Annotated in this window: 8 protein-coding genes; 6 read left to right on the top strand and 2 right to left on the bottom strand. The window is 44.6% G+C overall.

Going from position 1 to position 14,141, the window contains the following annotated elements; translation table 11 throughout:
* Positions 1-216: 216 nt before the first annotated feature.
* Complete coding sequence (locus NIES1031_RS05960; protein ID WP_073548570.1) at positions 217-2,694, top strand: ATP-dependent Clp protease ATP-binding subunit; 2,478 nt, start codon at positions 217-219, stop codon at positions 2,692-2,694.
* A gap of 154 nt (positions 2,695-2,848) precedes the next feature.
* Here NIES1031_RS05960 and mgtE read toward each other — a convergent pair whose 3' ends face one another.
* A complete protein-coding gene (gene mgtE, locus NIES1031_RS05955) occupies positions 2,849-4,219 on the bottom strand; it encodes a magnesium transporter (RefSeq protein ID WP_073548569.1) in 1,371 nt (456 codons plus the stop codon).
* 219 nt (positions 4,220-4,438) lie between these two features.
* On the opposite strand from mgtE, the gene NIES1031_RS05950 reads away from it, so the two are divergent.
* The 5 genes from NIES1031_RS05950 to NIES1031_RS05930 all read left to right on the top strand — a co-directional run bounded on the left by NIES1031_RS05950 (position 4,439) and on the right by NIES1031_RS05930 (position 13,040).
* Positions 4,439-5,242 carry an alpha/beta fold hydrolase gene (locus NIES1031_RS05950; RefSeq protein WP_073548568.1) on the top strand — a complete coding sequence of 268 codons (804 nt, stop codon included), beginning with the start codon at positions 4,439-4,441 and terminating at the stop codon, positions 5,240-5,242.
* Positions 5,224-8,427 carry a hybrid sensor histidine kinase/response regulator gene (locus NIES1031_RS05945; protein WP_073548567.1) on the top strand — a complete coding sequence of 1,068 codons (3,204 nt, stop codon included), beginning with the start codon at positions 5,224-5,226 and terminating at the stop codon, positions 8,425-8,427. The genes NIES1031_RS05950 and NIES1031_RS05945 overlap by 19 nt, the downstream gene beginning before the upstream one ends.
* A gap of 133 nt (positions 8,428-8,560) precedes the next feature.
* Entirely contained in the window at positions 8,561-10,642 is a 2,082-nt protein-coding gene (locus NIES1031_RS05940; RefSeq protein ID WP_073548566.1) for a response regulator, read from the top strand.
* A 6-nt stretch (positions 10,643-10,648) separates the two neighbouring features.
* Entirely contained in the window at positions 10,649-11,119 is a 471-nt protein-coding gene (locus NIES1031_RS05935; RefSeq protein ID WP_178378057.1) for a response regulator, read from the top strand.
* Positions 11,112-13,040 carry a hybrid sensor histidine kinase/response regulator gene (locus NIES1031_RS05930; RefSeq protein WP_073548565.1) on the top strand — a complete coding sequence of 643 codons (1,929 nt, stop codon included), beginning with the start codon at positions 11,112-11,114 and terminating at the stop codon, positions 13,038-13,040. Before NIES1031_RS05935 ends, NIES1031_RS05930 begins: the two co-directional genes overlap by 8 nt.
* Here the strand turns inward: NIES1031_RS05930 and NIES1031_RS05925 are convergent.
* Positions 13,037-14,026 (bottom strand): aspartate carbamoyltransferase catalytic subunit, encoded by a 990-nt coding sequence (locus NIES1031_RS05925; RefSeq protein ID WP_073548564.1) that lies wholly within the window; start codon positions 14,024-14,026, stop codon positions 13,037-13,039. The two genes, NIES1031_RS05930 and NIES1031_RS05925, sit on opposite strands and share 4 nt — an antisense overlap.
* Between the last annotated feature and the right edge of the window lie 115 nt (positions 14,027-14,141).

The raw sequence follows: 14,141 nt of genomic DNA, 5'->3' as shown, positions 1-14,141 counted from the left end.
TCAAAGGGTTTGTCTTGTTGCCAAAGTTTGTTTGCTTCTAGATCAAATCTTTTGCTGGGTGTCTGAAAACCTGATAGAGCAAAAGTTGTAAAAAGTATAAATCTTCCCAAAAAAAGAGGGAAAACCGTGCTGTAGTTTGTATCATAATTTGACAGCCGGACATGAAGCCTATGCTAAAATCAGCGTACCGGCACGACTCAGGTATGGAAGAACGCCATGTTTGAACGCTTCACAGAAAAAGCTATTAAAGTGATCATGCTGGCCCAGGAAGAAGCTCGCCGCCTGGGTCACAACTTCGTAGGTACAGAGCAGATCCTCCTGGGTCTGATAGGGGAAGGGACAGGTGTAGCGGCTAAAGTGCTGAAATCCATGGGCGTCAACCTTAAAGACGCTCGGATTGAAGTCGAAAAAATTATTGGTCGAGGCTCTGGCTTTGTGGCAGTGGAAATTCCGTTTACCCCACGGGCAAAGCGAGTTTTGGAACTTTCTCTAGAAGAAGCACGCCAGCTAGGACATAACTATATTGGTACCGAGCACTTGCTACTCGGCTTAATCCGCGAAGGAGAAGGCGTTGCAGCAAGAGTACTAGAAAACTTAGGAGTTGATTTATCTAAAGTACGCACGCAAGTGATTCGGATGTTGGGAGAAACCGCTGAGGTATCAGCCGGATCTTCGCAATCGGGTCGCACTAAAACTCCAACACTCGATGAGTTTGGCTCGAACCTAACTCAAATGGCTGCTGAGGGTAAACTCGATCCTGTTGTTGGTCGTGCAAAAGAAATCGAGCGAGTTATTCAAATTTTAGGTCGTCGTACCAAGAATAATCCAGTATTAATCGGAGAACCGGGTGTAGGTAAAACCGCGATCGCCGAAGGTTTGGCATCGCGAATTGCCAACAAAGATATTCCCGATATCCTCGAAGAAAAGCGCGTCGTCACCCTCGATATCGGCTTGCTCGTTGCAGGTACAAAGTATCGCGGTGAATTTGAAGAACGCCTAAAGAAAATCATGGATGAAATCCGTTCAGCAGGGAACGTGATTTTAGTGATTGACGAGGTGCATACGCTGATTGGTGCGGGCGCGGCTGAAGGTGCGATCGACGCAGCAAACATCCTCAAACCTGCTTTGGCAAGAGGTGAATTGCAGTGTATCGGTGCAACAACACTCGATGAATACCGCAAACACATCGAGCGCGACGCCGCCCTCGAACGCAGATTCCAACCGGTGATGGTGGGCGAACCTTCGGTAGACGAAACAATCGAGATTTTGTATGGTCTACGCGAACGTTACGAGCAACACCACAAGCTGAAAATCTCGGATGAAGCCCTAGTCGCTGCTGCGAAGCTTTCCGACCGTTATATCAGCGATCGCTACTTACCAGATAAAGCCATCGACTTGATCGACGAAGCCGGTTCAAGAGTGCGTTTAATTAACTCGCAACTTCCTCCCGCAGCGAAAGAGTTAGATAAAGAACTGCGTCAAGTTCTTAAAGAAAAAGACGATGCAGTCCGATCGCAAGACTTCGACCGCGCTGGCGAACTCCGCGATCGCGAGATGGAAATCAAAGCCGAAATTCGGGCGATCGCGCAAAGCAAAACCACCAGCACCCGCGAAGGAGAAAACGATTCTCCAGTGGTGACTGAGGAAGATATCGCGCAAATCGTTGCTTCTTGGACGGGCGTACCTGTCAATAAACTCACCGAAACCGAATCCGAGAAACTGTTGCACATGGAAGACACATTGCATCAGCGACTCATCGGTCAAGAAGATGCGGTCAAGGCAGTTTCTAAAGCAATTAGGCGTGCAAGAGTTGGCTTAAAAAACCCCAACCGTCCGATTGCAAGCTTTGTCTTCTCTGGACCTACTGGTGTTGGTAAAACCGAGTTAACAAAAGCGTTAGCAGCTTACTTCTTTGGTTCCGAAGAAGCGATGATTCGCTTGGATATGTCGGAATACATGGAACGCCACACCGTTAGTAAACTCATCGGTTCGCCTCCAGGCTACGTTGGTTACAACGAAGGCGGTCAATTAACCGAAGCCGTACGCCGCAGACCATATACTGTAGTGCTATTCGATGAAATCGAGAAAGCACACCCCGATGTCTTCAATATGCTGCTGCAAATTCTTGAAGACGGTCGCTTAACCGATGCGAAAGGTCGCACCGTAGACTTCAAGAATACGTTGCTGATCTTGACCTCGAACATTGGTTCTAAAGTGATTGAAAAAGGTGGTGGTGGTTTAGGCTTTGAATTTGCTGAGAACCAAGCCGAAGCGCAATACAATCGCATTCGTTCATTAGTTAACGAAGAACTCAAGCAATACTTCCGCCCAGAGTTCTTGAACCGCTTGGATGAAATCATCGTCTTCCGTCAATTGTCGAAGGACGAAGTCAAGCAAATCTCGGATATCCTGCTCAAGGAAGTGTTTACACGCTTAACTGAGAAGGGAATTACGCTAGAAGTTACTGATCGCTTCAAGGATCGCTTAGTAGAAGAAGGATACAATCCGAGCTACGGTGCAAGACCACTACGTCGGGCGATTATGCGCTTACTTGAAGACAGTTTGGCAGAAGAAATCTTGTCTGGACGCATCAAAGATGGTGATACAGCTGTCGTTGATGTTGACGATACTGGTAATGTCAAAGTACTTGCTGAACAGCGACGGGAATTGTTACCGCAAGCTGTAGAACAGTAAATCATTGATTTTAAAAAAACGGTAGAGGAAAGTAACACTCTGCCGTTTTTTTGTACCAAACTTTGAACTAGTACAACTTCAATGCAGTCAAGACTTATATAACTCGTATTTCTTCGTGTTCTTAGCATCCACACAAAGCTACGCAGTTGCCAACTTATACAACTCCTACTAGCCAGTTAACCAAGGCGAAATAGATTAATAGCCCCAAAAAATCTTTGATCGTAGTTAGGAAAGGATCGGCACCAGTAGCATGGTCAAATCCAAATCGCAATAACATCCAGGGTAGAGTTGCTCCTAACACAGCACCCAGCAACACAACTGCAAACAGTGCTAATCCTACCGCGATACCTAGCTGTGGTACATCATTGGGTAAACCTTGCCAAAAGTATGCTATCACTCCTGCGGCAATGCCTAATACTAGACCAATTAAAGCCCCAATCATTGCTTCTCGTGCCAAATAAGGAAGAAAGCGCTTAGCATCAATCTGATTCCAGGCTAAACCCCGCGCAAAGATGGTTGTAGATTGAGTTCCCACATTACCGCCCATATCCATCACAAGCGGAATAAAAATAGCGGCTGCTACCACCGCTTCTAAAGTTTCTTCAAACTGATCGATCACCCCACCTACTAGAAAACCTCCAATGAGAGTGATAATCAAAAACAAAAGTCGCAGTCGAATCGCATACCAAATTGGTCCATCTACCAATCGCTGACTCCAAACGCGATCGCGCCCTTGCAAATTGCCTCCAACTCCAGCCTTAGAGTAAGCTGCTTCTGTTGCTTCTTCATCAATGAGATCAATTACGTCGTCAAAGGTAATGGCTCCTACTAACCGTCCTTCTTGATCGACAACTGGAATTGCAGGTAAATCCGCATCTTTCATGACTTGAGCTGCACGAACTTCACGATCAACAACTCGAACAGCAGTGTTCCCTTCAATAAGTGCTTCAACTGAAGTATCTGCATGGGCTTTGACCAGAGTTGCTAACCAGGTATAGCCTTGATAAAACCGCTCTGGGTCAATGACAAAAATTACTTGCAGCTCATCGGCTCGCAGTTTTGAATTGCGTACAGCATTTATTGCGTCCCCTACTGAAGTGCCGCTGCGAACAGCTAGGTAGCGAGGACTCATTAACCGTCCAGCACTGCGCTCTGGATATCCTAAAAGCGTATTTACACTCTCACGGGAATCTGGGCTGAGATCTGCAATCAACCTTTTGGTTACCTTGGCAGGCAGTTCTTCAAGCAATTGCACTCGATCATCTGGATCGAGAGACTCTATCATATCAATACTTTCGGGTGCCTCCATTGCCTGAATCAGGTCTGCCTGTTCGTCATGATTAAGGTACTCAAAGACTTCTATTGCCTTGTTTTTATCTAGCAACCGAAAGGCAAGTACCCGCTTTTGATAGCCAATCTCATTGAGCAATCGCGCTAATTCAGAACTGCTCATTTGATTGACAGTTTGCTTGGTTGACTCGACTAAAGGTTGCTCTAATAGTTGGTCTAGACTATTACTCGGCATCGCTGAACTTCTATTGCAAAAGAGTTTTTAATGCGATCATCCACAATAGTAGTATCTAGTTCTCAAAATAGCATTGCTATTTTGCTGATTTGCCCCATTCCTTTCCATTAGTCTGACTGTTGCTGCTTGATGCAGTAAGCGTGAACTTGAAATGGTACAATTAAATCAATCTATGTGTACTTTAAATTTAAGTGCATAATAAAAAGCGATCGCTGGCTTATGGTAACGAGCATCTTGCCGCGCAACAACGTTAACGTTCTAGGCAACAGTGGTCAGACATTAATTTTCGCACATGGTTTTGGCACGGATCAAACCGCCTGGCGACATCAAATCCCAGCTTTTGCCGATCGCTATCGCATCGTTCTTTTCGATCAAGTCGGTGCGGGAAAATCAGACTTTGCTGCATATAGTCCACACCGTTACAGCAGCTTGTATAGTTACGCTGAAGACTTGCTCGATTTGTGTGCCGAGTTGAAGTTGAAAGATAGCATTTTAATTGGTCACTCAGTGAGTGGGATGGTAAGCTTATTAGCTGCCTTAGTTGAGCCGCAATACTTCTGTAAATTAATTTTTATCGGTGCATCACCACGCTATCTCAACGATATCAATTATATTGGCGGTTTTGAGCAAGCTGATTTAGATCAACTATACGCCGCAATGGCTGCGAATTATTATGCTTGGGCGAGTGGGTTTGCACCGCTGGTGATGGGAAATCCTGATAAACCTGAACTTGCGATCGAGTATGCAAATACTTTATCCGCAATTCGCCCTGACATCGCGCAAGCTGTAGCACGGGTGATTTTTCAATCGGATCACCGCGACAAGCTACCGCGACTCAAGATCCCTGTAGATATCTTACAATCGAATAACGATATTGCTGTACCGCTCGAAGTTGGTCAGTACATGGCACAAAAGATCGCTAACAGTACGCTGACAAATATACCAACAACAGGGCATTTACCGCACCTCAGCGCCCCAGAAATCGTTACCCGTGCGATCGCCTCATGTCTCGCCAATATCTAAACCTAAATCATCCTGATTGGCTACCAACATTTAGACCAATATTATTTGCTGCCATCCTCATTTTTGTCAGCTTAGGTGTATTGCAAGGATGGACGTTTTTGTTATTAGCGCTCATTCTGTTAACTGTATGCATCAGTTTACCTCTGCAACTTAAGCCAACACTCCTCATTATTGCAGTTACCTTTTTTGTCGGTATATCTAATCCCGCACAGCTTTTACAGACTCTTGGTTTGTGCAGTGTCATTATCAGCAGTCTTCCCGTAAATAAGTTTCTCCGCGATATCGAGTGGCGTTTAGCGGCACAATCTATCCTTGTGACACTCGCGAATGCTGATAAAACGACAACTCCGAATGCGCTCATTGACCAAGCATTAACACTTTTGCAAAAGATAACTCGTGCGCATGCAGCGATCGCCTTACGTCAGATTGATGACGTCACCGCGCAAATCATCGCGTCGTGTCTTCCAGCAAAAGCGCTTCCTGCTTCGCTCACCACGCCTGCATTATTCACCGATGCACTCGCACAAAATCGTTGTCTTTATTACAACGACTATCCTGCAACTCCCGACGCGTCGCATATTCTACTCGCGCAGGGTGCTAAATCTGTTGCAGTGTTACCACTTGTAGCATCAGATAGTACAAGAGGTGCAATTTTACTAATATGGCAGCGCTATACTTTCATTAATCCACAAACGCGGCATTTTGTCGAGTTATTGTTGGGCGAGTTACGTACATTACTACAATTTACTGACACAACGATCCGCCTTGATAAACTGCGATCGCGCTTTAGCGCCATGCTCGAAACAATTCATCAGGGAGTTGTCTTTGTTGATGAAAGCGGCGAACAAGGCTGGATTAATCAAGCCGCTGCGGTACAACTAGGGCTACAACCAGGCGCGGTAGAACCACCGATTTTAGCGCAAGCAATGGCAAAATTGCGGACAAGTGCTGACAATCAAAGCGAAATTACCGCACAAGCCGCACATTTTTTTGCGCAACCACTGTCTTGGAAACTTCCCTCAACGGGGGGAACCCCCGCACGGGAGTTTCCGCAAGCTGAAATTCGCAATTGGCATTGGATTTTTCAAGGTGAAACCCCAAAAGTTTTGAGCATTTCGAGTACTGCAACGCGCGTGCAGAATGTCGCTGGTAGATTGTGGATATTAGATGATATTACTGAGCAATATCTCAATCAAAAAATGCTTGTGCGACGTACTCAAGAGTTATCACAAGCTAATCAAGAATTAGAAAAAGCAAAAACCGATGCTGAAGCCGCAACTCGTGTTAAAAGTCAATTTTTAGCAAACATGAGCCATGAAATTCGGACTCCAATGAATGCAATTGTTGGGATGACGAATTTACTTTTGAATACTCCGTTATCACAGCAACAAAAAGAGTTTTTAGAAACGATTCGTACAAGTAGTAATGTTTTGTTGATACTACTCAACGACGTTTTGGAATTATCGAAAATCGAGTCGGGTAAGCTTGAATTAGAACAATACGCTTTTAATTTAAGAACTTGTGTTGAAGAAGCTGTAGATATTTTAGCTTTCAAAGCAGCAGAAAAAAATATTGAATTAGCCTATATTATTCATCCAGATACTCCGAATAACATCGTTGGTGATGTGACTCGCTTACGGCAAATTCTCGTCAATCTCCTGAGTAATTCTGTTAAATTTACACATCAAGGTGAGGTTATCGTTTCAGTGACAGCCCGCGAGTTGGAGTGCGCTGATAAACTAGCGGGGAGGTATGAAATTCAATTTGCAGTCAAAGATACAGGAATTGGCATTCCCAGAGAGACGATAGAACATTTATTTCAAGCTTTTAGCCAAGGCGATGCTTCGATTACACGTGAATATGGCGGTACTGGTTTAGGTTTAGCGATCGCCAAGCAGTTGTGTGAGATGATGCAAGGTCGAATCTGGGTAGAAACGCAAGTCAATCAAGGCTCTACTTTTTATTTCACGATCGCAACAACAATTGATACTAGCGTTTTTCCTCCAGAAAGTTGCGCTTTGCACTTTACTCGCAAGCGGATGTTAGTTGTGGTAGATCATCCAACGATTCAACAATCTTTAGTTTGGCAAGCCCAATCATGGGGTATAATTCCCTACAGTTTAGACTCTGTAGCAGCACTTGCTCAAATTCAACAAGGTACATTATTTGATGTTGCGATTATCGATTCACATATACATCAAACTGATGCGTTAATCGCCGCGTGCCAAAACTCACAGTTACCAACAATACTACTAACAACGATTAGCCACCAAAATGCACTGTTGCAAATATCGCAACGATTTATCAGTTACCTAACTAAACCAATCAAAACATCGCACCTTTACAGCATCTTAAGTCAAATTTGGAATCAATCATTAGCATCTGATACTAACAAGATCGACACCACATTTGCAGCAAACTTACCACTGCGAATTTTACTTGCAGAAGACAATCTTGTTAACCAAAAAATTGCCTTACATATTTTGCAATCTTTAGGTTATCACGCAGACGTTGCCACTAATGGATTAGAAGTTTTAGATACTCTACGTCGTCAAAATTATGATGTCGTTTTGATGGATGTGCAAATGCCGAAAATGGACGGTTTGACTGCAACGCGTCAGATTGTTAAAGAATTTGGGACAGAAATACGTCCTAGAATTATTGCAATGACGGCGAATGCGATGCAAGAAGACAAAGCCGAATGCCTCGCGGCTGGTATGAATGATTACATTAGTAAGCCGATACAAGTCGAAGAACTCACGCAAGCGTTACAGAAAGCTCCAAAACCGCAAATTTCTTATACACTGACGTTTCCTACGCAACATTCAACAGCGATCAATTTTCAAAAACTAAAATCTTTGAAAAAGATGATTGGGGAAAACGCGGAAAACATTGTAGCTGAATTAATCAAATGTTACATTGATGATTCAGTAAAGCTTGTTGAGAAAATGGCGAGTGCAATAGAAAGTGATGATGCGATCGCACTGCGTAAAGCCGCGCACACACTCAAATCAAGTAGTGCTACTTTAGGTGCAATGACTCTTGCGCAATACAGCAAAGAATTAGAAACAATGAGTACTGAGGGAAATGCGAGCGAGATGTTATGCAAAGTGGAGCAAATAAAGCTTGAGTTTAGTAGAGTCAAAGCCGTTCTGCAAACCGAACTTCAAAGAGGTCAGGGATAGAAGTCTGGGATCAGGGAAACGTACACTTAAAAGCGTGATGCGATCAGAATCTCAAGCGTCTCAACACAAATTTTGCGAACCTTGGTAAGTCTCTGAGCCCTAACCTCCAACTTCTGTCCCCTTCTTTCCAAGTATGAATATTACTGATCCTGAACAAGCTCCTCCCCTCGTCCTCATTGTTGATGACGAGAAATTTACACGGCTGCAACTTCGTTTAGCAATGGAACAAGTCGGCTATCAAGTTGTGGAAACAAGTAACGGCGAAGAGGCGCTAGCCGCTTACACGCAGGTGCAACCAGATATTGTACTGCTCGATGCCTTAATGCCCGCGATGGACGGGTTTACGTGTAGTAGAGTATTACAAACGCTTCCTGGGGGCGATCGCACGCCAATTTTGATGATTACTGCCTTAGAAGATCAAGAGTCGGTTGATCGCGCTTTTGCAGCAGGAGCTACAGACTATATCACAAAACCAATTCACTGGGCAGTACTGCGGCAGCGAGTATATCGTTTATTGCAAGTAAGTCGAGCAACCGAAAAATTACGCCAGCAGACAGAACGCGCGCGTGTTAGCGAAGAAAGGCTACGATTAGCTTTAGATGCGGCGCATATGGGAACTTGGGATTGGGATTTGCTCAATAATAAAATTTCGTATTCGGCTACCGCAGCAACTAATATGGGAGTTGCGGAAGCGGCGGTTGACACCTACGAAAGTTTCTTAGAAAGCGTTCATCCGGAAGATCGTCAAGTCTTAGAACAAATCATCAATACGGCGATCGCGCAGCAAACCGACTACAATGTTGAATTTCGCGTAGTTTGGGCAGATGGTAGTATTCATTGGATTGCAGCGCGAGGTCAAGTTTACTACGACGAAACAGACACGGCAATCCGCATGACTGGAATTAATATGGATATTACCGATCGCAAACATGCTGAAGCCGAATTACAACGGCAAACGTTGCGATCGCAGCTATTTGCGGATATTACACTCAAAATTCGGCGATCCTTGCATATCGAGGAAATTCTGCAAACGACGGTAACGGAAGTGCAAAGACTGTTGCAGTGCGATCGCGTTGTTTTATTTCAACTATCGTCGGATGGTTCGGGTAAAGTTGTCAAAGAAGAAGTTGTTCCAGGATGTACAGCAATTATTGGGCGCAATCTCCACGATCCTTGTTTTGAAAAACAATACCTAGATAAATATATTCACGGGCATATTAGTTGTGTTGCGGACATTTATAACTCAGAAGTTCAACAGTGCTACATCGACTTTTTGCAACAATTTCAAGTTGTCGCCAACTTAGTTGTGCCGATTTTTATCAAAGAAAAACTGTGGGGTTTACTCATTGCGCATCAGTGCGATCACCCGCGACAGTGGAGTTCCTTTGAAGTTGAACTATTGCGACAACTCAGCGATCAAATTGGCATTGCGTTAGCCCAAGCGCAACTCCTGGCAGATGAAACGCGCCAACGTCAAGAACTAACGCGCGCGAATGCAGAATTACAACAGTTTGCCTCAGTTGCCTCGCATGACTTACAAGAACCATTACGCAAGATTCAAGCTTTTGGCAATCGATTAAAGACGATGTACGGCGACTTACTCAACGATCAAGGGCGCGATTATCTCGATCGAATGCAAAACGCCGCGCAGCGGATGCAAGCTTTAATCGATGACTTACTGACACTTTCGCGAATCGCAACACGCGCACAGCCGTTTGTCCCTGTGAATCTCACGCAAATTGCACAAGAAGTGTTATCCGATTTAGAAATCCTCATCCAGCAAACCAATGGACGCGTTATGCTGTGCGAATTACCCACAATTGATGCTGATGCACTGCAAATGCGGCAGTTGTTACAAAATTTAATTGGCAATGCGTTAAAGTTTCATCAACCAGAACAACCACCAATTGTGAAGATTTACAGCCAAGCTCTTGCAGATTGGCAAAGCACCGAAGGTGAAGAATCGCTAGATGCTAAGTGTGAAATTATTATAGAAGATAACGGTATAGGTTTTGACGAAAAATATCTCGACCGGATCTTTAACGTTTTTCAACGATTACATAGTCGTAGCGAGTACGAAGGAACGGGCATGGGTTTAGCAATCTGCCGGAAAATCGCCGAACGTCATGGCGGTAGCATTACTGCAATGAGTAAGCCGATGCAAGGAGCAAAATTTATTGTCACGCTGCCAATCAAACATAATAGAGGAGATTGAATATCAGTGAGGAGGCGACGCACACCCGTCACAATCTTAATGGCTGATGATGATGAGGACGACTGTATGCTAGCACGCGAGGCGTTTTCAGAAAGTCGATTGGCAAACGATCTGCACTTTGTTCGAGATGGCGAAGAGCTAATGGATTATTTGTATCAACGCGGCAAATACGCTGTTGCAAACAGCGCGCCTCGTCCAGGGTTAATTTTACTTGATTTGAATATGCCCAGAAAAGACGGTCGTGAAGCACTCAAAGAAATCAAGGCTGACCCAAGTTTAAGACAGATTCCTGTGGTTGTCCTCACAACATCAAAAGCCGAAGAAGATATTTATCGTAGCTACGATTTAGGTGCAAACTCATTCATTACGAAACCAGTAACGTTTGCCTCGTTAGTGGATGTCATGCGAACCATAGGTAAATATTGGTTTGAAATTGTGGAATTGCCGATAGAAGGCGTGGGAGATGGGCATGGATAATCAACCAATCCGAGTACTCCTTGTGGATGATGACGAAGATGATTATATCCTCACGCGTGATTGGTTTTTAGATCAAGGCAATAGCTTTGACCTAGAGTGGGTCACAAGTTACAATGCGGCGCTAGCAGTGATCGCCCAACATCGGCATGATGTTTATCTTCTGGATTATCGTTTAGGCGATCGCAATGGCTTAGAACTTTTACGCGCAGCAATGAAAGCAGGCTGTACTGCACCGATGATTCTTTTAACTGGGCAAGGCGATCACGAAATTGATGTTGAAGCAATGAAAGCCGGTGCAGCCGATTATCTCGAAAAAAGTCAAATTACCGCCTATGCTTTAGAACGTTCGATTCGCTACGCACTCGAACGCAAACGCACTGAACAAAAAATCCGCGAACAAGCCGCTTTACTCGATGTCGCTACTGATGCAATTAGCGTCCAAGCATTAGATAGCACAATTTTATTTTGGAACAAAGGCGCAGAAAGATTGTACGGTTGGACAGCCTCCACCGCGATAGGGAAAAAAGCAAGCGAACTATTGTATTTAGATGTTCCGACGCAACTTGCGATCGCGCAGAAAATTGTCCTCGCGCAAGGCGAATGGCGCGGACAGTTATCGCAAGTTACTAAAACTGGTGCAGAAATCATCGTCGAAAGTCGTTGGACACTTGTGCGTGACGAACAAGGGCAACCTAAATCAATTTTGGTCGTTAATACCGATATCACTGAGAAAAAACAACTAGAAGCCCAATTTTTACGCGCGCAACGCATGGAAAGCCTCGGTACGCTGGCAAGTGGCATCGCGCACGATCTTAATAATATCCTCGCACCCATCTTAATGACGGCGCAACTTTTGGAAACACAACTTTGCGACGAACGCAGTCAACGACTTTTACCCATACTCGTAACTAATGCCAAACGCGGCGCAGCCTTGGTCAAACAAGTGCTATCTTTTGCCAAAGGGCTGGAAGGGAAACGCAGCGTTTTACAACTGCGGCATATTTTATCAGAAATTAAGCAAATTACAAAAGAAACTTTTCCCAAATCGATTGAAATTTGCATCGATGTGCCCCAATCGCTGTGGACGGTTTCGGGCGATGCAACGCAGTTACATCAGGTATTAATGAACCTGTGCGTTAATGCGCGGGATGCGATGCTTGAAGGTGGTACGTTGACAATTTCAGCAGAAAATTTAGAAGTCGATCAAAGTTACGTGCGTAAACATCTTGATGCTAAGGTGGGGTCTTATGTTGTCATTACCGTTGCAGATACAGGATGTGGCATTCCACCTGAAATCATGGATCGCATTTTTGAGCCATTTTTCACCACAAAAGGAATCGGTAAAGGTACAGGGCTAGGACTTTCGACAGTCATTGGCATTGTGAAAAGTCATGGTGGGTTTATTAATGTAGAAAGTGAAATTGGCAAAGGAACGCGATTTCAGATTTATTTACCAGCAGTAGCAGCAGTCGAAACGCTTGAAGTAGAGGATGTGGAACTTCCGCAAGGGCATGGAGAATTAATTTTAGTCGTTGACGATGAAGCACCAATTCGCGAAACAACAAAAACTTCCCTCGAGACTTATAATTATCGGGCAGTCACTGCGAGTAATGGCATTGAGGCAGTCGCCTTATATGCAGAATATCGCGACGAAGTCAGTGTCGTGATTACTGATATGCTAATGCCTGCGATGGATGGCCCAACAACAATCCGCACGTTACAAAAGATGAATCCGATGGTAAAAGTGATTGCGGTGAGTGGATTAGCGTCTAAAGATAAAATGAATACGGTGGCGGCGGCGGGAGTCAAAAGTTTCTTGTCTAAGCCATTTACGACACAAGAATTACTGCAAACAATCGATGGAATTTTGCACCCGAATAAGCGGGTGAATAGTACAACACAATTACCCACATTGCTTTAAGCTTTGCTACTGCCCATAAGGTACAACAGCGCCATTCGCACCGCAACGCCACTTGTTACCTGTGTCTGAATCAAGCTAAATTGTGGATCGTCCATGAGATCAGAACTGATTTCGACACCGCGATTCACAGGACCTGGATGCAGTACTTTAACATCAGATTGACAAATCCGCAGGCGATTGCGGGTAATCCCAAAGTGTTGATGATACTCGCGCAAACTTGGTAACAAATACTGCGTCATGCGTTCTTTTTGCAACCGCAGTGTCATGACAAAATCAGCATCTTGTAGGGCAGGTTCAACTTGCCAATGTAAAAACAGCTTACCAGGAGTGTCAGTAACGAATTCTGCAAATAACTGCGGTAATAATGTCGGTGGTGCAGCTAAGTGAACTTCGGCACCGCTTGCTGTTAAGCTCCAAATATTCGATCTTGCGACGCGTGAGTGTAAAATATCACCAACAATTGCAATTTTCTTGTCTTTTAAAAGTTCCAATCGGGGACGATCGGGATCGATCAGCGTACATATCGTAAATAAATCAAGTAATGCTTGCGAAGGATGTTCGTGTTGACCGTCCCCTGCATTTAAGACTCCGACTCTGACACCTAGTCGATCCATTTCCGAAGCGATCGCTTGGGGAACTCCGGCTTCGCGATGGCGAATCACCATCATATCGGTTCCCATCGCCAAATACGTTTTTGCAGTATCTAAAATTGTTTCGCCTTTGGTTAACGATGAGGTGGAGGCGGCAAAATTAAGCGTATCTGCGGATAATCGTTTGGCTGCAAGTTCAAAGCTACTGCGAGTCCGTGTCGATGGTTCAAAAAATAAGTTGGCAACAACTTGTCCTTGCAATGTTGGAACTTTCTTTGTTCGTCGCGAGAGAACCTCACGAAAGCTTGCGGCGGTTTGTAAGACTGTATTGTATTCTTCCGGCGTGAAATCTGCAAGCGAAAGAACGTGATGACGAGTCCAAGTTGTAGTAGCCATGAGCGGTAAGCGATCGGGGTTTGTAGTTGGTATCGTATCAGATATTTTGGAGTGGTTCAGGGGTAAGGTGTGCCTTCGGGAATGGGTAAGGCGTGCCTTACCCGTACGAGGCTGT

Origin of the sequence: Chroogloeocystis siderophila 5.2 s.c.1 (genome assembly GCF_001904655.1) — a bacterium.
In the GTDB taxonomy this organism is placed as follows: domain Bacteria; phylum Cyanobacteriota; class Cyanobacteriia; order Cyanobacteriales; family Chroococcidiopsidaceae; genus Chroogloeocystis; species Chroogloeocystis siderophila.
Note: the sequence above shows the minus strand (reverse complement) of the source record. Positions and strands in the feature narration are given on the sequence as shown.